Origin of the sequence: Veillonella sp. 20925_1_51 (assembly GCF_041431445.1) — a bacterium.
Taxonomy (GTDB): Bacteria; Bacillota; Negativicutes; order Veillonellales; family Veillonellaceae; genus Veillonella; species Veillonella nakazawae.
In genome coordinates this window covers 1-18,463 of sequence record NZ_JAPVXT010000007.1, presented here as the reverse complement: position 1 = coordinate 18,463, position 18,463 = coordinate 1, and the positions used below count along the sequence as shown (strand labels likewise).

At 41.1% G+C, this 18,463-nt stretch carries 34 protein-coding genes and 1 pseudogene; all 35 read right to left on the bottom strand.

All coding sequences use genetic code 11. The annotated features are described in order from the left end of the window. Positions 1 to 39: 39 nt before the first annotated feature. Positions 40 to 825, bottom strand: coding sequence for a tRNA pseudouridine(38-40) synthase TruA (gene truA, locus O3607_RS07870; protein WP_024065145.1), 786 nt, complete (start codon positions 823 to 825; stop codon positions 40 to 42). Continuing rightward, positions 822 to 1,625: an energy-coupling factor transporter transmembrane component T gene (locus O3607_RS07865; RefSeq protein WP_287539320.1), complete on the bottom strand. Its 804-nt coding sequence runs from the start codon at positions 1,623 to 1,625 to the stop codon at positions 822 to 824. The genes truA and O3607_RS07865 overlap by 4 nt, the downstream gene beginning before the upstream one ends. Continuing rightward, entirely contained in the window at positions 1,615 to 2,475 is an 861-nt protein-coding gene (locus O3607_RS07860; protein WP_119208136.1) for an energy-coupling factor transporter ATPase, read from the bottom strand. Before O3607_RS07860 ends, O3607_RS07865 begins: the two co-directional genes overlap by 11 nt. Then, a complete protein-coding gene (locus tag O3607_RS07855; protein ID WP_371443649.1) occupies positions 2,475 to 3,422 on the bottom strand; it encodes an energy-coupling factor transporter ATPase in 948 nt (315 codons plus the stop codon). Before O3607_RS07855 ends, O3607_RS07860 begins: the two co-directional genes overlap by 1 nt. Before the next feature lie 187 nt (positions 3,423 to 3,609). Continuing rightward, positions 3,610 to 3,945, bottom strand: a complete 336-nt coding sequence (gene rplQ / locus O3607_RS07850) for a 50S ribosomal protein L17 (protein ID WP_004695155.1) — start codon at positions 3,943 to 3,945, stop codon at positions 3,610 to 3,612. A 12-nt stretch (positions 3,946 to 3,957) separates the two neighbouring features. Further along, on the bottom strand, positions 3,958 to 4,962 hold the full coding sequence (locus tag O3607_RS07845; protein WP_316596513.1) for a DNA-directed RNA polymerase subunit alpha: 1,005 nt from the start codon (positions 4,960 to 4,962) through the stop codon (positions 3,958 to 3,960). Between the two features lie 71 nt (positions 4,963 to 5,033). Continuing rightward, the gene (gene rpsK / locus O3607_RS07840) at positions 5,034 to 5,423 is read right to left on the bottom strand and encodes a 30S ribosomal protein S11 (RefSeq protein WP_004695151.1); all 390 of its coding nucleotides are present in this window, start codon (positions 5,421 to 5,423) and stop codon (positions 5,034 to 5,036) included. A gap of 19 nt (positions 5,424 to 5,442) precedes the next feature. Then, positions 5,443 to 5,811 (bottom strand): 30S ribosomal protein S13, encoded by a 369-nt coding sequence (rpsM, locus tag O3607_RS07835; protein WP_004695149.1) that lies wholly within the window; start codon positions 5,809 to 5,811, stop codon positions 5,443 to 5,445. 23 nt (positions 5,812 to 5,834) lie between these two features. Next, complete coding sequence (gene rpmJ / locus O3607_RS07830) at positions 5,835 to 5,948, bottom strand: 50S ribosomal protein L36 (protein WP_004695148.1); 114 nt, start codon at positions 5,946 to 5,948, stop codon at positions 5,835 to 5,837. Between the two features lie 26 nt (positions 5,949 to 5,974). Next, entirely contained in the window at positions 5,975 to 6,193 is a 219-nt protein-coding gene (gene infA / locus O3607_RS07825) for a translation initiation factor IF-1 (RefSeq protein WP_004695147.1), read from the bottom strand. A 23-nt stretch (positions 6,194 to 6,216) separates the two neighbouring features. Beyond that, positions 6,217 to 6,987, bottom strand: coding sequence for a type I methionyl aminopeptidase (gene map, locus O3607_RS07820; RefSeq protein ID WP_105084921.1), 771 nt, complete (start codon positions 6,985 to 6,987; stop codon positions 6,217 to 6,219). 3 nt (positions 6,988 to 6,990) lie between these two features. After that, positions 6,991 to 7,554 carry an adenylate kinase gene (locus tag O3607_RS07815; protein WP_005385513.1) on the bottom strand — a complete coding sequence of 188 codons (564 nt, stop codon included), beginning with the start codon at positions 7,552 to 7,554 and terminating at the stop codon, positions 6,991 to 6,993. A gap of 12 nt (positions 7,555 to 7,566) precedes the next feature. After that, the gene (gene secY, locus O3607_RS07810) at positions 7,567 to 8,829 is read right to left on the bottom strand and encodes a preprotein translocase subunit SecY (protein WP_119206357.1); all 1,263 of its coding nucleotides are present in this window, start codon (positions 8,827 to 8,829) and stop codon (positions 7,567 to 7,569) included. A gap of 1 nt (position 8,830) precedes the next feature. Continuing rightward, positions 8,831 to 9,274, bottom strand: a complete 444-nt coding sequence (gene rplO, locus O3607_RS07805) for a 50S ribosomal protein L15 (protein WP_060923780.1) — start codon at positions 9,272 to 9,274, stop codon at positions 8,831 to 8,833. 22 nt (positions 9,275 to 9,296) lie between these two features. Continuing rightward, positions 9,297 to 9,476, bottom strand: a complete 180-nt coding sequence (gene rpmD / locus O3607_RS07800; protein WP_004695138.1) for a 50S ribosomal protein L30 — start codon at positions 9,474 to 9,476, stop codon at positions 9,297 to 9,299. Between the two features lie 14 nt (positions 9,477 to 9,490). Continuing rightward, a complete protein-coding gene (rpsE, locus tag O3607_RS07795) occupies positions 9,491 to 9,994 on the bottom strand; it encodes a 30S ribosomal protein S5 (RefSeq protein WP_004695136.1) in 504 nt (167 codons plus the stop codon). An 18-nt stretch (positions 9,995 to 10,012) separates the two neighbouring features. After that, positions 10,013 to 10,393: a 50S ribosomal protein L18 gene (gene rplR, locus O3607_RS07790; protein WP_050781715.1), complete on the bottom strand. Its 381-nt coding sequence runs from the start codon at positions 10,391 to 10,393 to the stop codon at positions 10,013 to 10,015. A gap of 17 nt (positions 10,394 to 10,410) precedes the next feature. Further along, entirely contained in the window at positions 10,411 to 10,956 is a 546-nt protein-coding gene (gene rplF, locus O3607_RS07785; RefSeq protein WP_371443648.1) for a 50S ribosomal protein L6, read from the bottom strand. Positions 10,957 to 10,980: 24 nt separating this feature from the next. After that, positions 10,981 to 11,367 (bottom strand): 30S ribosomal protein S8, encoded by a 387-nt coding sequence (rpsH, locus tag O3607_RS07780; RefSeq protein ID WP_004695128.1) that lies wholly within the window; start codon positions 11,365 to 11,367, stop codon positions 10,981 to 10,983. A 27-nt stretch (positions 11,368 to 11,394) separates the two neighbouring features. Continuing rightward, complete coding sequence (gene rpsN / locus O3607_RS07775; RefSeq protein ID WP_005377140.1) at positions 11,395 to 11,664, bottom strand: 30S ribosomal protein S14; 270 nt, start codon at positions 11,662 to 11,664, stop codon at positions 11,395 to 11,397. Positions 11,665 to 11,680: 16 nt separating this feature from the next. Next, positions 11,681 to 12,220 carry a 50S ribosomal protein L5 gene (gene rplE / locus O3607_RS07770; protein ID WP_024065152.1) on the bottom strand — a complete coding sequence of 180 codons (540 nt, stop codon included), beginning with the start codon at positions 12,218 to 12,220 and terminating at the stop codon, positions 11,681 to 11,683. Positions 12,221 to 12,243: 23 nt separating this feature from the next. Continuing rightward, complete coding sequence (gene rplX, locus O3607_RS07765; protein ID WP_004695118.1) at positions 12,244 to 12,564, bottom strand: 50S ribosomal protein L24; 321 nt, start codon at positions 12,562 to 12,564, stop codon at positions 12,244 to 12,246. A gap of 18 nt (positions 12,565 to 12,582) precedes the next feature. Continuing rightward, positions 12,583 to 12,951, bottom strand: coding sequence for a 50S ribosomal protein L14 (gene rplN, locus O3607_RS07760; RefSeq protein WP_005376994.1), 369 nt, complete (start codon positions 12,949 to 12,951; stop codon positions 12,583 to 12,585). A gap of 24 nt (positions 12,952 to 12,975) precedes the next feature. Then, the gene (gene rpsQ / locus O3607_RS07755; protein WP_005385504.1) at positions 12,976 to 13,236 is read right to left on the bottom strand and encodes a 30S ribosomal protein S17; all 261 of its coding nucleotides are present in this window, start codon (positions 13,234 to 13,236) and stop codon (positions 12,976 to 12,978) included. A 39-nt stretch (positions 13,237 to 13,275) separates the two neighbouring features. Continuing rightward, the gene (rpmC, locus tag O3607_RS07750; protein WP_004695115.1) at positions 13,276 to 13,479 is read right to left on the bottom strand and encodes a 50S ribosomal protein L29; all 204 of its coding nucleotides are present in this window, start codon (positions 13,477 to 13,479) and stop codon (positions 13,276 to 13,278) included. Further along, positions 13,469 to 13,906 carry a 50S ribosomal protein L16 gene (gene rplP / locus O3607_RS07745; RefSeq protein ID WP_119206358.1) on the bottom strand — a complete coding sequence of 146 codons (438 nt, stop codon included), beginning with the start codon at positions 13,904 to 13,906 and terminating at the stop codon, positions 13,469 to 13,471. The genes rpmC and rplP overlap by 11 nt, the downstream gene beginning before the upstream one ends. Then, positions 13,906 to 14,571, bottom strand: a complete 666-nt coding sequence (rpsC, locus tag O3607_RS07740; RefSeq protein ID WP_105084923.1) for a 30S ribosomal protein S3 — start codon at positions 14,569 to 14,571, stop codon at positions 13,906 to 13,908. The genes rplP and rpsC overlap by 1 nt, the downstream gene beginning before the upstream one ends. A 16-nt stretch (positions 14,572 to 14,587) precedes the next feature. Continuing rightward, the gene (rplV, locus tag O3607_RS07735; RefSeq protein ID WP_004695112.1) at positions 14,588 to 14,923 is read right to left on the bottom strand and encodes a 50S ribosomal protein L22; all 336 of its coding nucleotides are present in this window, start codon (positions 14,921 to 14,923) and stop codon (positions 14,588 to 14,590) included. A 13-nt stretch (positions 14,924 to 14,936) separates the two neighbouring features. Continuing rightward, positions 14,937 to 15,218 carry a 30S ribosomal protein S19 gene (rpsS, locus tag O3607_RS07730; protein WP_060923779.1) on the bottom strand — a complete coding sequence of 94 codons (282 nt, stop codon included), beginning with the start codon at positions 15,216 to 15,218 and terminating at the stop codon, positions 14,937 to 14,939. Between the two features lie 23 nt (positions 15,219 to 15,241). Next, positions 15,242 to 16,072 (bottom strand): 50S ribosomal protein L2, encoded by an 831-nt coding sequence (rplB, locus tag O3607_RS07725; RefSeq protein ID WP_005385496.1) that lies wholly within the window; start codon positions 16,070 to 16,072, stop codon positions 15,242 to 15,244. A 26-nt stretch (positions 16,073 to 16,098) separates the two neighbouring features. Next, a complete protein-coding gene (rplW, locus tag O3607_RS07720) occupies positions 16,099 to 16,383 on the bottom strand; it encodes a 50S ribosomal protein L23 (protein WP_004695108.1) in 285 nt (94 codons plus the stop codon). Continuing rightward, a complete protein-coding gene (rplD, locus tag O3607_RS07715) occupies positions 16,383 to 17,006 on the bottom strand; it encodes a 50S ribosomal protein L4 (protein WP_005377066.1) in 624 nt (207 codons plus the stop codon). The genes rplW and rplD overlap by 1 nt, the downstream gene beginning before the upstream one ends. Before the next feature lie 26 nt (positions 17,007 to 17,032). Next, positions 17,033 to 17,674, bottom strand: coding sequence for a 50S ribosomal protein L3 (rplC, locus tag O3607_RS07710; protein ID WP_004695102.1), 642 nt, complete (start codon positions 17,672 to 17,674; stop codon positions 17,033 to 17,035). A gap of 12 nt (positions 17,675 to 17,686) precedes the next feature. Then, complete coding sequence (gene rpsJ / locus O3607_RS07705) at positions 17,687 to 17,998, bottom strand: 30S ribosomal protein S10 (protein WP_004695100.1); 312 nt, start codon at positions 17,996 to 17,998, stop codon at positions 17,687 to 17,689. Positions 17,999 to 18,178: 180 nt separating this feature from the next. Then, positions 18,179 to 18,463: pseudogene (gene tuf / locus O3607_RS07700) on the bottom strand (elongation factor Tu); the annotation flags it as partial.

Genomic DNA, 18,463 nt, shown 5'->3' with positions numbered 1-18,463 from the left:
GTTTTAAATAAATTCTAGGAGAATGTAGTCTATACAAAATTATATAGAATATTTATTCTGTAACACCTCTTGCTGACGCTCTTTCGTAAAGAATATCTCCTCTAAACACAACCCTTGGGCTGGCGCCGTTTTGCCTATAACACGACGATCTTTAGCGGCCAAATAGCCCTTGATATCCTCCACCTTGCGTCTTCCAAGGCCTACATCGACGAGGAGCCCTGCAATATTGCGAACCATGTGGTATAAGAACCCATCCCCCACTACAGAAATGGTAACATGAGAGCCTTCTGCCTCTACATGAATTCCTATAATTGTTTTTACCGGATCAGCGGGCGTTGAATTCGTCCCCTTTAAGGTTGTAAAGTCATGGGTGCCTAATAATTCATTGCCTGCAGCTTGCATTAGGTCGATATTAAGAGGCTTCTTAACATGCCAATGGTATCGTTTTGTCAAAGGATTGGCAATGAGCTGATTATGAATGGTATATACATATTCCTTACCATATATATTCCATCGAGGCTTCCAATCGAGTGGAATTTCCAGGGCTTCAAGAACAACAATATCCTTTGGGATATGCGCAATCATAGCACGAGGAATGTTTTCTGCTGGTATAGATCCAGATGTTTGGAACGTACATACTTGAAACTTCGCATGTACCCCTGCATCTGTTCTAGAAGCTCCATAGATTTGTATGGGTTCATTACAAATTTTAGATAATCCATATTCTAAGCAACCTTGTACGGTTAAGCCCTTATCATCAGGTTGCTTCTGATAGCCTGCCAAATCGGTGCCATCATAAGCAACTATGATTCTTATATTTCTCATAGATCAAGCCACCATAAAACGATGAGTACGATGGTAACCAAAATGACAGCTCCTACACCGATATAATCTACATAAGTAACTTGTAGTTCCTTCATACGCGTACGGTTTATACCACCTCGATAGCAACGCGCTTCCATAGCAATAGCCAGTTCATCAGCACGTCTAAATGCACTGATGAATAAAGGAACCAATAAAGGTACCATATTTTTTGCCCGTTGAATGATAGACCCTGTTACAAAGTCTGCACCACGAGCAGATTGAGCTTTCATAATACGATCTGTTTCATCCAATAAAGTAGGAATGAAACGCAATGCAATGGTCATCATCATAGCCAATTCATGGGCAGGTACGCCAATACAACGGAATGGATTGAGTAAATGTTCAATACCATCGGTCAAACGAATTGGTGATGTCGTATAGGTCAATAGGGAGGAGAACAAGATTAAAAAGATTAATCGTGCCGCCATTTGTAGCCCCATAGCCAAGCCTTGATCTGTAATATTAATAATGCCCCATTGGAAAACGGAATTACCTGGAGTCGTAAAGATATGAATACCCATAGTAAATACGATGATAATCCAAAGTGGTTTAATAGCTGACCACATCAAGCGTAATGGCAATCTTGATAACAACATAGCAAAGATGGTAAATGCTCCTACCAAGCCATACGCAAGAGGAGAATTTGCTAGGAAGATAGCTACCACAAAGATAGTTGTAGCAATAATCTTGGCACGAGGATCCATGCGATGCAAGAAGGAGTTTCCTGGGAAGTATTGCCCAATAGTAATGTTATTTAACATGGCTACCTCCTTCTAGAATGGCTTGTACTGCATCATCCACGGATAATACACGATTAGATACATCTAATCCTTGTTCACGCAAATATTCCATAGTGACAGACACTGGTGGTACATCTACACCTACCACTTGTAATTCATCGCGATGGTTATTAAAGATATCCATCGGTTCTCCATCGAGAACGATGCGACCTTTATCGAGTACCACGAGGCGAGATGCCATGCGAGAAATATCCTCCATGTTATGTGATACAAGGATTACAGTAATCCCCTTTTCTTTATGAAGGCGAATGATTTCTTCAAAGATTTCTTCACGACCAAATGGGTCAAGGCCTGCAGATGGCTCATCAAGAACTAGGAAATCTGGATTCATAGCCACTACACCAGCAATGGCAACACGGCGCATTTGCCCACCAGATAGATGAAATGGAGAGCGCTCCGCGTAGGTATCGTAATCAAGACCTACAAATTTCATTGCCTCCCGTACCCGTTCATCTACTTCATCAGCACTTAGGCCTAAGTTTTTAGGGCCAAAGGCAATATCTTCGGCAATAGTTTCTTCAAACAACTGATGTTCTGGATATTGAAAAACCATGCCTACCTTATGGCGCATCTTTTTAGCTTCCTCCGTAGAAGCACTAATATCTACACCATTAACGGTAACCGTTCCTGTTGTAGGATGTAATAAACCATTTAAATGTTGTACAAAGGTAGATTTACCAGAGCCGGTATGACCAATGATGCCTAAAAACTCACCGTTTTCAACAGTAAGAGATACACCGTGAAGGGCTGTCTTTTCAAATGGAGTACCTACACCATAGGTATAGGTAATATTATCTAATACAATCGCCATTAGTGTGTGTCCTCCCCTCTTACTACATTTGAATTTTCATTGATAGGAGAACTTATCGTATTAGCACCTACGTTATGTTCACTTAGTAATTGATCCGCTAATTTAGAATGTTTTAGACCTTCTGCTAATTCTTCATTATTGATGATACTCTTACCTACTTCATAACCTTTTTCATTCAATTTGAAAGCAATTTCAGACGCTACTGGTACATCGAGGCCAAGACCTTTTAGGGTATCTACATGACTGAAGATTTCACGAGGAGTACCATCATGTAATTTCACACCATTTTTCATAACTACCACACGATCAGCTGTGACAGCTTCCTCCATAAAATGTGTAATGTACACGATAGTAATACCTTCTTCTTTATTGAGTTTATGAACTGTCTCTAATACCTCACGACGACCTTTTGGATCGAGCATAGCCGTTGGTTCGTCAAGAACGATACAATCAGGTTTCATGGCCAGTACGCCAGCAATAGCAATACGTTGCTTTTGACCACCAGACAACAAATGAGGACCATGTTCTCTATATTCAGTCATATTAACAGCCTCTAATGCTGCATCGACACGTTTTCTAATTTCAGCACTAGGAATTCCAAGATTTTCTGGACCAAAGGCAACATCTTCTTCTACAACAGCTGCCACAATTTGGTTATCCGGATTTTGGAACACCATACCTACATGTTGGCGTATATCCCAAATATGTTCTTCATCACGCGTATCATAGCCACATACATTGATATACCCTTCACTAGGTTGTAATAACACGTTGAAATGCTTGGCTAGTGTACTTTTACCACTACCATTAGTACCGATAATACAAACAAACTCACCACGCTTGATGGATAAACTCACATCATTTAGTGCATGTACATCATTGCCATTTTCATCAGTATAAATATGACTCATATGATTGACCTCAATCATAATGTCTTTTTCATTCATGGATAACCTCATATCTTTCTAGTCAATTTCGTTTCTATGAAAGTAAACCCCTTTACGGTTAACAATACATATTCAATATTTACGATAACTGCTAACATATTACGATATTATACTAATCGATTGTACCATAAAATTGACAATAAAAAAACGGTGCTGCAACATAAGTTACAACACCGTATGAGTTTGATTAAACTAACTCGATAATAGCCAAAGGTGCAGCGTCACCTTTGCGAAGACCAGTTTTGATTACACGAGTGTAACCACCTTGACGGTCTGCATATTTTGGAGCAATTGTATCAAACAATTTTTTTACTACGCTTTCATCCATGAGGTATGCAAGAACTTGGCGACGTGCATGAAGATCACCACGTTTAGCCAAAGTTACCATTTGATCAGCTAAAGAGCGAAGTTCTTTCGCTTTAGCTTCTGTAGTTTCAATACGCTCATATTGGAAGAAAGATGTTAACATGCTACGGAACAACGCTTTACGAGCGGAGCTGTCGCGGCCTAATTTTCTGTACATTCGTCTTCCTCCTTATTCGCCTTTTTGTTTAAGGTGAAAACCACCTGGATGATTGTTGAGTTTTTCCTCAATTTCATCGATGGATTTTTTACCTAAATTGCGAACTTTTCCTAAGTCATCAATGGTTTTGTCTAGCAAATCTGCAATTGTATTAATGCCAGCACGTTTCAAGCAGTTATATGCACGAACAGAGAGTTCCAACTCATCGATAGAAATCTTTGCTGGGCCGTCATCTACAGCTGGCTCTTCATTATCGGAACCTACTGGATCAACAACGATACCGCCTTCACCTGTGTTTACATCTACAATATCTGCAGAGTGCGCTAATTTAGTGAAGTTCCCTAAATAACCAATCATAATGGCAGCAGATTTTGCTACTGCATCAGCAGCAGTAATGGAACCATCAGTCCAAACTTCTAATGTAAGTTTGTCAAAGTCCATTTCATTGCCTACACGAACATCACTCACTTCGTATTTGGCACGAAGAATTGGAGAGAAGATGGAATCGATTGGAATACAACCGATTACATCTGTATCTTTTTTATTCTTCGTGGAAGGAACGTAACCTTTGCCACGTTCGATTACTACGTCCATTACGAGATGAGCTGTCTCATCCATTGTCGCAATCACTAGTTCAGGATTCAATACTTCTACTTCTGGTGGGAATTGCTCAGCTAAGTCAGTAGCTGTCAATACGCCGTCCTTTTGGAAGTCAAAATGAACTTCCAAAGGTAATTGAACATCTTCTTCAACTTTGATGCACAATTGCTTTAAGTTAAGGATGATATCCGTAACGTCTTCGCGAATACCAGGAATAGTAGAGAACTCATGAAGAACTCCATCAATTTTGATAGAGGTGATAGCTGCCCCATCCAAGGATGAAAGCAAAATTCTGCGTAAGCTATTACCGAGAGTGATACCATAGCCACGGTCTAATGGTTCACATACGAACTTACCATAGCGACCGCCTTCGGCGATGTCCACTTTCTCGATTTTAAGTTTCTTTTCTTCGCTCATCAGGAACATCCTCCTATACAACACACGTTCATAGTTTAATTATAGCACCGTATCAAATCGGCCGCTATGAATTATACACGACGGCGTTTTGGAGGGCGACAACCATTGTGAGGAATTGGAGTTACGTCTTTAATGGAAGTAACTTCAAGACCTGCAGCTTGTAAAGCACGGATTGCAGCTTCACGGCCGGATCCAGGACCTTTTACGAATACTTCAACAGTGCGAAGACCATGTTCCATTGCAGCTTTAGCAGCTTGTTCAGCAGCCATTTGAGCAGCGAATGGAGTGGATTTACGGGAACCACGGAAGCCCAAGCCACCAGCGGAAGCCCAAGACAACGCATTACCGTTTGTATCTGTCAAAGTTACGATAGTGTTATTGAATGTAGAACGAATATGAGCCGCACCGGATTCAATATGTTTCTTTTCTTTTCTTTTAGTTCTAACAACTTTTTTAGCCACGCTTTATCCCTCCTTTATCTTATTTCTTTTTACCAGCAATTGCTTTTCTAGGACCTTTGCGAGTACGTGCATTCGTTTTAGTACGTTGACCACGAAGTGGTAAACCCATACGATGACGTTTGCCTCGATAGGAGTTGATTTCAATTAAGCGTTTAATGTTAAGAGCTTCTTCACGACGAAGGTCACCTTCAACTTTGTAATCAGCATCTAACAATTCACGGATTTTCGCTACTTCATCTTCAGAAAGATCACGAACACGTGTGTCTGGATTGATGCCAGTTTTAGCAATGATTTCAGATGCTAAAGTTGGACCAATACCATAAATATAAGTTAAACCAATTTCCACTCGTTTATCACGAGGTAAATCTACACCGGCGATACGTGCCATCTAATCATCCACCTCCTATCAGATTATCCTTGTTTTTGTTTATGTTTTGGATTTTCGCAAATAACCATTACACGGCCTTTGCGTTTAATGATTTTACATTTTTCGCATATCTTTTTAACTGATGGTTGAACCTTCATTAGTACCTCCTTTGTGGACCCTATGCTTATTTGAAGCGATAGGTGATGCGACCACGATTTAAGTCATACGGTGTCAGTTCCATAGTAACTTTATCACCAGGAAGAATACGGATAAAATTCATACGCATTTTACCTGACACATGAGCCAATACGATATGACCATTTTCCAATTCAACTTGGAACATGGCATTCGGTAAAGCCTCAACTACCGTACCTTCCACCTCAATAACGTCTTCTTTTGACATATCTTTTCCTCCGGTTACCTGTTTTATTTAATTAACCGCGGTTCATCACGCATGGTTAATATTTCAGGGCCGTTTTCTGTAACAACCACTGTATGTTCGAAATGAGCAGCAGGTTTACCATCTACGGTAACTGCTGTCCAGTCATCCCCTAATACACGAACACGATGTGTACCTAGAGTAATCATCGGTTCGATACACAATACCATACCAGGTTTCATAAGAGGTCCTTGATCAGGACTACCATAGTTTGGTATTTGCGGATCTTCATGCATTTCGCGGCCTAAACCATGACCTACGAAGTCGCGAACGACACCGTAACCATGTTTCTCACAATACGTTTGAACAGCATGACCGATAGCACCAATACGGTTGCCAACTTTCACTTGTTCAATTCCCTTGAACAGACTTTCTTCTGTCACTTTTAACAATTTCATCACATCAGGTTTGACGTGACCGATAGGAATCGTCACAGCCGAATCGCCGTGATATCCATCAATAGCTGATACAAGATCAATACTGAGGACATCACCGTTTTTAAGCTTACGCTTAGCGCTCGGAATACCATGAACAACTTCATCATTGATAGAAGCACAGATTGTAGCAGGGAATCCATAGTACCCTTTACAACTTGGTATACCACCGTGGCTGCGAATATATTCTTCGGCAATTGTATCTAACTCAAGCGTCGTGATGCCAGGTTTAGCCTTTTCTACTAACAAGGACAACGTGTCTGCTGTAAGCTTACTTGCCTTGCGGATACATTCAATTTCATGGGGCGATTTCAAAATAATCATGGATTATTTCTCCAAAGCCTTAATGATGTCAGCAAATACTGCGTCTACATCTTGTAAACCATTAATTTCTTCATATAAACCGCTATTGCGATAGTAGTCGATTAAAGGTTTAGTAGATTCTTCGTACACAGCTAGACGTTTCTGTACTGTTTCAGGGTTATCATCAGCACGATTTTCTAGAACAGCTCGTTCGCTAATACGTTTAACTAATTCCTCGGAAGGAACGTTTAAGTTAAGTACAGCGTCCAAAGAAATTCCTAATTCTTTAAGGATTGCATCCAAGGATACAGCTTGCGCTGTAGTTCTTGGGAATCCATCAAGAATAAATCCAGATTTGCAGTCATCTTTCACCAAGCGATCACGTACGATACCAACAGTTACACTGTCTGGTACCAATTGACCAGCATCGATATATTTCTTAGCCTCAACTCCAAGAGGTGTTTCGTTCTTAATCGCAGCGCGGAACATATCACCTGTTGAAATTTGGGGAATACCGTATTTTTCAATAAGTCGAGCTGCCTGAGTGCCTTTACCAGCACCAGGAGGTCCCATTAATAGAATATACATATTGTTTCCCTCCTATTTCACAAAGCCTTTATAGTGGCGTGTTACCATGAGCGACTCAACTTGTTGCATTGTATCAAGCGCTACACCTACAACGATTAGGAGAGCCGTACCACCAAAGTATACGCCTTGGACGCCGGTAATGCTACCGAGGAAATTAGGTATAATAGCAACGACAGCTAAGAATACAGCGCCAGCCAAAGTGATCTTGGTCATCACGTTATCCACATAATCAGCAGTTGGTTTACCCGCACGAATACCTGGGATAAAACCACCGTATTTTTTCATATTATCTGCCATATCTGTAATGTTGATAGAGATTGCAGTATAGAAATACGTAAAGATAAAAATCAATAATGCATACAATGCCGTTTGTAACGGCGTACCCCATGTAAAGAGATCCGCGGCTTTATGAACATATTCATTGTCAATAAATTGCGCAATCGTCACAGGGAACATCAACACAGATGACGCAAAGATAATTGGGATTACACCTGCCTGATTGACTTTCAACGGCAAGAATGTAGAGTGACCACCGTACATTTTACGACCTACTACGCGTTTAGCATATTGAATCGGAATACGACGTTGGCCTTGTGTAACTGCAACTACGACAGCGATCATCGCAAGAGCAATTACAGCAAATAAGAATGCTTGGAACATATTGATTGTTCCGTTTTGGATATATTGATAAATAGTTTCTAAACCATCAGGTAATCGAGCTACGATACCAGCAAAGATGATCAAGGAAATACCATTACCTATACCATATGCTGTGATTTGTTCACCAATCCACATCAGCAAGCATGTGCCTGCTGTTAGAATGATGGCCACAACGAATACACTAAGGAAATCATTATTTACCAAAGCGTTGTTTGCTCTAAGAGCAAATGCCATGCCTGCGGCTTGTACAAAGCCGAGAACTACGGTGCCATAACGAGTTACCTTCGCTATTTTCTTACGCCCGTCTTCACCATCTTTACTCCATGCTTCAAACTGAGGAACTACAGACTGAAGCAGTTGCATGATGATAGAAGCATTGATGTAAGGTGTAATACTCATCGCAAAGATAGAGAACTTACTAAGCGCACCACCAGCAAACAAGTCTAATAGACCGAATAGGTTACCGGATGTAAACAAGGATTCGATAACAGATGCATCAACACCTGGAACAGGAATGTGAATACCAGCCCTAAAGATGGCAAACATCATTAATGTGTAAAGAATCTTATTACGTAGTTCGGTAATCTTAAAGATGTTCGAGAGGCTATCTAGCACCCTAGATCACCTCTACTTTTCCGCCTGCTGCTGTAATTTTTTCTTCAGCAGATTTAGTGAAGCCATTAGCGATAACAGTTAAGTTTTTAGTTTCCAATGTACCGTTACCTAAAATACGAATGCCATCGCGTACATTTTTCAAAATGCCAGCTTCAATAAGAGCTACTGGATCAACTGTTGCACCGTCTTCAAAACGGTTCAATTGTTCTACGTTAACTTCAGCATATTGTTTAGCAAAAACGTTGTTGAAACCACGTTTTGGTAAACGACGATAAAGAGGCATTTGGCCGCCTTCAAAACCGGAGCGAACGCCACCGCCAGAACGGGAGTTTTGACCTTTTTGACCACGACCAGATGTTTTACCCAAGCCAGAACCTAAACCACGGCCTACACGAGTACGAGCTTTTTTGGAACCAGCAGCTGGTTGTAATTCATGAAGTTTCATTCAGTGCACCTCCTTATCAGTATTAAACTTCTTCAACTTTTACTAAATGTCTAACTTTGTGAAGCATACCTTCGATTTGAGGTGTTACTTCTTTTACAACTTGAGAATTAGTTTTTTTCAAGCCCAAAGCTTTAACTGTCGCGCGTTGATCTTCAGGACGACCGATTAAGCTTCTTGTTAATGTTACTTTAACTTGTGCCATTTCTTGTCTCCTTATTACGCGTTATAAATTTCTTCAACGGTTTTACCACGAAGTTCTGCAACTTCGCTTGCGCGTTTCAAATCTTTCAAACCTTCGATTGTAGCGCGAACCATATTGTTAGGGTTAGAAGAGCCCAAAGATTTAGTCAAGATGTTACGAACACCTACTAATTCCAATACGGCACGAACAGGGCCACCAGCGATAACGCCAGTACCTTCAGCAGCTGGTTTCAAGAATACGCGGCCTGCGCCGAATACGCCTGTTACGCTGTGAGGGATTGTACCATTTTTAATTGCTACGTTTACAATATTTTTCTTAGCATCATCAATACCTTTGCGAATTGCTTCTGGTACTTCCGCTGCTTTACCTAAGCCAACGCCTACATAACCGTTGCCATCACCAACAACTACAAGAGCGCTGAAGGAAAAACGACGACCGCCTTTAACTACTTTGGCTACGCGGTTGATGAATACTACTCTTTCTTTAAGATCAAGACTGGTGTAGTCAATTCTCGCCATGTCTATAGTTCCTCCTTCTTAGAATTTTAAGCCTGCTTCACGAGCACCTTCTGCAAGGGCTGCTACGCGGCCGTGGTAAATGTAACCACCACGGTCAAACACTACTGTGTCAATACCTTTAGCGATAGCTTTTTTAGCAACTGCTTCACCAACAGCTTTAGCAGCAGCTACGTTACCACCATAGGATAAGTTCAAATCTTTATCTAAAGAGCTAGCAGCAACCAAAGTTGTACCTGCTACGTCATCGATAACTTGAGCATAGATGTTGCCTAAAGAACGGAATACGTTCAAACGTGGGCAAGTTGCCGTACCAGAGATGTGACGGCGAATACGAAGATGACGTTTTGCTCGAGCGATGTTTCTACTAGATTTACGAGGCAAGATATTCACTCCTTTCATTCATATAGATGATATTACTATTTACCTTTTGCACCAGCTTTACCAGCTTTACGACGAACAACTTCGCCTTCATAGCGGATACCTTTACCTTTGTAAGGTTCTGGTTTTCTCCATTTACGGATATCAGCTGCTACTGCGCCTACAACTTCTTTGTCTGCACCAGAAACAACGATTTTGTTAGGAGCTGGAACTTCAATTGTAATACCAGCTGGAGCTTCCATTTCTACTGGATGAGAGAAGCCAAGTGTAAGAGCTAATTTATTGCCTTGTTTAGCCGCTCTGTAACCAACACCGTTGATTTCAAGAGTTTTTGTGAATCCTTCAGATACGCCTGTTACCATATTAGCAACAAGAGCGCGAGTCAAACCGTGAAGGGAACGATGAGCTTTATCCTCGGAAGGACGAGCTACTGTAATTGTGTTACCTTCAACAGTGATATTCATATCTGGATGCAAATCGCGAGATAATTCACCTTTAGGACCTTTTACGTTCATATGATGGTTATCATATGTAACAGTAACGCCTGCAGGGATCTCGATAGGCATTCTACCGATACGTGACATTATTTCTACCTCCTATTGCTACTATTACCAAACGTATGCGATTACTTCGCCACCAAGACCTTCTTTACGAGCTTGTTTGTCGCTCATAACGCCTTTGGATGTAGAAATAACTGCGATACCCAAACCACCAAGTACACGAGGAAGTTCTTCCTTTTTCGCGTAAACACGTAAACCAGGTTTGGAAATACGTTTAATTCCTGTAATAACTTTTTCGTTATTGGAACCATATTTCAAAGTTACTTTTAAAGTGTTTTCTTCTTTTTCTACGTTCTTTACGAAACCTTCTTGTAAAAGGATGTCAAGAACAGCTGCTTTCATTCTAGATGCAGGAATGTTTACCGTTTCATGAAGTGCAGCATTTGCATTACGGATGCGCGTAAGCATATCCGCGATAGGATCGGTCATTACCATAATCTAAAAACCTCCTCTCGTCTAATATTACCAGCTGGCTTTTTTAACACCAGGAATTTGTCCTTTGTACGCCAATTCACGGAACGCAATACGGCTGATACCGAATTTGCGCATATAGCCGTGAGGACGACCAGTTAAGTTGCAACGGTTGTGTAAGCGTGTTGGGGATGCATTTGCTGGTAATTTGGACAAGCCTTCATAATCACCTGCTGCTTTTAACGCTGCACGTTTAGCTGCATATTTTTCAACGATTTTAGCGCGTTTCTTTTCGCGTTCAATCATAGATTTTTTAGCCATCTATATGTTCCTCCTATTATTTTTCAAAAGGCATACCGAATTGAGTCAACAATTCACGAGCTTCTTCATCTGTTTTAGCAGTTGTTACTACGATGATATCCATACCAGTAACACGTTCTACTTGATCATATTCGATCTCAGGGAAGATGAGCTGTTCTTTAAGACCCAAAGCGTAGTTACCACGGCCATCAAATGCTGTTGCGCTGATACCGCGGAAGTCACGTACACGAGGTAATGCCGCATTGATCAATTTGTCGAGGAATTCATACATGCGTTCGCCACGAAGAGTAACTTTTGTACCCAACGCCATACCTTCACGAACTTTGAAGTTCGCAATGGATTTTTTTGCTTTTGTGATTACAGGTTTTTGACCAGCGATGATAGTCAAATCATTAACTGCTGCTTCTAATGCTTTTGCATTGCCTACTGCATCACCAACGCCGATGTTGATAACGATTTTTTCCAATTTAGGGATTTCCATAACGTTGCCGTATTGGAATTTTTCTTGCAAACTCTTTTTAATTTCAGAGTTGTATTGTTCAAATAAACGAGACATTTATTTAGCTCCTCCTTTCCTGATTATTTAAGTACTGTACCAGATTTAACTGTAGCGCGAACGAATTTACCGTCTTTGCCTTCAACTTTTTTGATACGAGTAGCTGTTTTAGTTTCTGGGTCAACAACCATTACGTTAGAAACATGGATACCAGCTTCTTTAGTAACGATGCCGCCTTGTGGGTTAGCTTGAGAAGGTTTTGTGTGACGTTTTACAGTGTTAACGCCTTCAACAAATACGCGTTCTTTTTTAGGTTCAGTTGCAATTACTGTACCTTGCTTACCTTTATCTTTACCGGAGATAACAACAACTGTATCGCCTTTTTTGATTTGTAGTTTAGCCATATGCTGCGTTCCTCCTTCTTATAATACTTCTGGAGCCAAGGAAACAATTTTCATGAAGTCTTTTTCACGAAGTTCTCTTGCTACAGGTCCGAAGATACGAGTACCACGAGGGGTTTTATCTTCTTTAATAACTACTGCTGCGTTTTCATCGAAACGAATATAGGAACCGTCTTGACGGCGGATACCTTTTTTAGAACGAACAATAACAGCTTTAACTACGTCGCCTTTCTTGACAACGCCACCGGGTGATGCATCTTTTACAGAAGCAACGATTACGTCACCGATATTGCCGAATTTGCGATAAGAACCGCCCATGACTTGGATACACATAATACGTTTTGCACCAGTGTTGTCGGCAACATTCAAAATTGTTTGTTGCTGGATCATCGTCTATTCCTCCTTACATCACTCTTATTTTTGTCTTTCAAGAATTTCAACAACTCTCCAACATTTATCTTTAGAAAGTGGACGAGTTTCTACAATTTTAACTGTATCGCCAATTTGACACTCATTGTTTTCATCATGAGCTTTGAAGCGTTTAGTGCTAACCATTGGCTTGTTATATAATGCGTGAGGTACTTTACGTTCTACAGCAACAACAACAGTTTTATTCATTTTGTCGCTAACAACTTTACCTACGCGGACTTTACGTACGTTTCTTTCTTCTGCCACGATTTTAAGCCTCCTTTTCAACCTTTAACAAATCTGTTATTATGCGTTTTCAGATTTAAGTTCAACTTCACGTTGTACAGTTTTAATACGAGCGATTGTCTTCTTAACTTCACGAATGCGCATAGGATTTTCTAATTGACCTGTTGCAAGCTGAAAACGGAGGTTAAATAACTCTTCCTTAAGACCGGAAACTTTTTGTTCCATTTCGGCAGCGCTCATATTGCGAATGTCATTAACCTTCATTTACGTCACCACCCAATTCTTTACCCTTAACAACAAATTTGCATTTGATTGGAAGTTTATGGCTTGCAAGACGCATAGCTTCACGAGCTATAGCTTCTGGCACACCGTCCATTTCAAACATTACACGACCTGGTTTAACTACTGCTACCCAGTATTCAGGAGAACCTTTACCGGAACCCATACGAGTACCAGCTGGTTTAGCTGTGATTGGTTTGTCAGGGAAAATTTTAATCCATACTTTACCACCACGTTTGATATAACGAGTCATAGCAATACGGGCAGCTTCGATTTGACGGTTAGTGATCCAAGATGGTTCGCATGCTACCAAGCCGAACTCACCATGAGACACTGTATTACCGCGCATAGCACGACCTTTCATACGGCCGCGGAATTGCTTACGATGTTTTACGCGCTTTGGAATAAGCATTACTTGCCACCTTCTTCCTTCTTAGCAGGTTGTTTTGCTTCTGGCAAAACTTCACCTTTGTAAATCCATACTTTAATGCCGATACAACCATATGTTGTATGAGCTTCAGCAGTACCGTAGTCGATGTCTGCACGAAGTGTATGCAAAGGAATAGAACCTTCACGGTAGGATTCGCTACGAGCGATTTCAGCGCCGCCAAGACGACCGCTTACCATGATTTTAATACCTTTTGCACCTAAGCGCATTGTGCGACCTACAGCTTGTTTCATTGCACGACGGAAACCAATACGGCGTTCCAATTGGCTAGCAATGTTTTCTGCAACCAAGATTGCATCCATGTCTGCTTGTTTAATTTCTGCGATGTTAACGTCCACTTGTTTGTCAGTGAAACGAGTCATTGCTTTTTTGATATCTTCGATACCAGCACCACCACGACCGATAACCATACCTGGTTTTGCAGTGTGGATAGTCAATTTAATACGTTTATTTGTACGCTCGATTTCAATGCGGGAAATACCAGCAATGAAAAGGGTTTCTTTCAAGAAGTTACGAATTTTAACGTCTTCATGAAGATTAGCAGCGAAATCTTTATCTGCATACCATTTTGCGTCCCAATCTTTTACGATACCGACACGCAAACCGTGTGGATTAACTTTTTGACCCACTCTGTTTCCCTCCTTCTTAAGCTCTTTCTTTAACTACTACTGTTACATGGCTAGTGCGTTTCAAAATTTTGAAAGCTTGACCACGGGAACGAGGATGAATGCGTTTTAATGTAGGGCCTTGATCAACGAAGATCTCGGATACGTAAAGATTGTCAACATTCATATCGAAATTATGTTCAGCGTTTGCGATTGCAGAACGCATAACTTTTTCTACTACATCAGCGCCAACTTTCGGAGTGAACTTCAAGATGGCAAATGCTTCGCCGATGTTTTTACCGCGCACTAAATCTGCAACGATACGGATTTTACGAGGCGCGATTCGGATATGTCTAGCGATTGCTTTTGCTTCCATGTATTATTTCCTCCTATTTTTTGCCTGTAGATTTTTCGTCCTTACCATGACCTTTAAAAGTACGTGTAGGAGCGAACTCACCTAATTTATGACCTACCATATCTTCTGTAATGAATACAGGTACATGTTTGCGACCATCATGCACAGCAATTGTGTGGCCTACAAAACTTGGGATAATAGTAGAGGCACGGGACCAGGTTTTTACAACTTTCTTTTCGTTAGTTTCGTTTAAAGCTTCAACTTTCTTAAGCAAATGATCTGCTACGAAAGGGCCTTTTTTAATAGATCTGGACACTATTTTATCTCCTTTCCTTTATCCTATTTTGTACGACGTTTAATGATTAAGCTATTAGAAGCTTTTTTCTTGTCGCGAGTTTTAACACCATGTGCTGGTTTGCCCCAAGGTGTAACAGGATGTTTACGACCAACAGGAGATTTACCTTCACCACCACCATGTGGATGGTCACAAGGGTTCATTACAACACCACGGTTGCCAGGGCGAACGCCCATCCAACGATGACGACCAGCTTTACCAATTACAAGGTTGCTGTGGTCAGCGTTACCAACAACACCTACTGTTGCACGGCACTCTTGACGAACACGACGCATTTCACCAGATGGTAAACGAAGAATAGCATAGCCATTATCTTTACCCATCAATTGAGCAGATGTACCAGCGGAACGAACGATTTGGCCACCTTTACCGATTTTCAATTCGATATTGTGGATTTGTGTACCGTCTGGAATATTAGCCAATGGTAAGCAGTTACCAGGTTTAATATCGGACTCAGGACCGGAGAATACAACGTCACCAACTTTTAGACCGTTAGGAGCTAAAATGTAGCGTTTTTCACCATCAGCGTAGTTAAGCAAAGCGATACGAGAAGAACGGTTAGGATCATACTCGATTGTTGCTACTTTAGCTGGAATATTATCTTTAGTACGTTTGAAGTCAATAATACGATATTGACGTTTATGACCGCCACCTTGGTGACGAACTGTCATTTTACCAGTATTGTTACGACCACCTTTTTGAGAAATCTTAGCTAGCAAAGATTTTTCTGGTTTGCTTGCTGTGATTTCGTCGAAGGCGGATACTGTCATAAACCGGCGACCAGCGGAGTACGGTTTAAATGATTTAATTGCCATTAGTGGGCCTCCTTACAACTAGACTCTTAGACACCTTCAAAGAATTCAATGGATTCGCCAGCTTTCAAAGTAACGATAGCTTTTTTGTAATCGCTACGTTTACCTTGTGTACGACCCATGCGTTTAGTTTTGCCTAAAACACGAATAGTAGCTACTTTTTCTACTTTTACATTGAAGATTTTTTCAACTGCTTGACGGATTTGCACTTTATTTGCAGTCAAAGGCACACGGAAAGTGTATTTGCCTTCTTCCATAAGCATAGTGGATTTTTCGGTAATAACCGGGCGGATTAGTACATCATGTAATTGCATTATCCAAGTACCTCCTCGATTTTTGCGACAGCACCTTTAGTAATGAAGAGCTTATCGTAATGAAGAAGATCGAAAATGTTCATACCTTCGCAAGCCAATGCTTTAACACCTTGGATATTGCGAGCGGAACGTTCAACATTTACATCACCTTCAGTGATGAACAATACTTTTGCATCACCAACGTTGAAGCTATTGATAATGTTCAACACTTCTTTAGTTTTAGGAGCTGCTAATGTAATTTCTTCCAAAACGTATAATTCGCTATTATTCACTTTATCGCTAAGAGCAGATTTAACTGCTAAACGTCTAGCCTTACGAGGCATAGCTTTGTAATAGCTGCGAGGTTGTGGACCAAATGTAGTACCGCCACCAATCCAGATTGGAGAACGGCTGGAACCGGAACGTGCACGACCAGTACCTTTTTGTTTCCAAGGTTTGCGGCCACCGCCACGAACCATACCTCTAGTTTTTGTTGCATGTGTGCCGAGACGTTCGTTAGACAATTGACGAACTACGGCTTGATGCATTACGGCTTCGTTAACTTCAACGCCGAATACTGCATCGTTTAACTGTATTTCACCGACTTTAACGCCGGATTGATTATATGTTGCTACTGTAGGCATTACATAATCCTCCTTTCGACAAATGATTATTTAACAGGTTTAACCGTGTTGCGAACCATAACCAAGCTACCTTTAGCGCCTGGGATACCACCTTTAACCAATAAAAGGTTACGTTCAGCATCAACTTTCACAACGGATAAGCGTTGTACGGTAACTCTGTAACCACCCATTTGTCCAGGGAGTTTTTTACCTTTGTATACCTTACCGCCGCCACCGGAGATCATAGGACCGATGGAACCAGGTTCACGGTGAGATTTAGAACCATGAGTTTCAGGACCACGGGAGAAGTTATGGCGTTTAATTGTGCCAGCAAAACCCTTACCTTTACCTGTACCCACTACGTCCACCAATTCACCTTCTGCGAAGATATCAGCTGCCAGAGTTTGGCCTACTGTGTAGTCAGCTGCATTAGCTACGCGAACTTCGCGAAGATATTTAACTGGAGCTACGCCAGCTTTGTCGAACTGACCTTTTACAGGTTTTGTTAAATGTTTTTCTTTAATGGAACCGTAACCTATTTGTACTGCTTCGTAGCCGTCTGTTTCAACAGTCTTAACGCGCACTACAACGCTTGGGGTAGTTTCCACTACTGTTACAGGAACTAATTGGCCTTCAGCTGTGAAGACTTGAGTCATTCCTAATTTTTTACCCAAAATAGCTTTAGACATTATCGCACCTCCTTATAGTTTTATTTCAATAGATACACCAGCTGGTAAATCTAAACGAGTGATAGCATCTACTGTTTTCGAATTTGGTTCAAGAATATCGATTAAGCGTTTATGTGTACGCATTTCGAATTGTTCACGAGAATCTTTGTTTACGTGTACAGAACGAAGAATTGTGAAGATATTCTTTTCTGTTGGCAATGGAATCGGACCAGATACCATAGCGCCATTTCTTTTTGCAGTGTCTACGATCTTAGCAGCGCTTTGATCGAGAGCTTTGTGGTCGTATGCCTTAAGGCGAATACGGATTTTTTGCTGTTTAGCCATTATTAATAATTCCTCCTGTCGTCCATTTCATGAATGGGCTGCTCCATAGAAATTCTCCTCCGCAGAGGCAACCTTCTACTTCATAGTTTAAAAACACAACACTAGAGCGGCATTACTGCCGCTCTGAATGCTGCATGTATTGTGCTCAACGCATCACTACGATGAGCATAAAAGGTTAAATTAACCTTCGATTTCAGTTACAACGCCAGCGCCTACTGTATGGCCACCTTCGCGGATCGCGAAACGAAGACCTTCTTCGATAGCGATTGGAGTGATCAATTCGATATCCATTGTTACGTTATCGCCAGGCATACACATTTCTACACCTTCAGGAAGGTTTACAACACCTGTTACGTCTGTTGTACGGAAGTAGAATTGTGGACGGTAGTTGGAGAAGAATGGAGTATGACGGCCACCTTCTTCTTTAGTCAATACGTATACTTCTGCTTTGAATTTTGTGTGTGG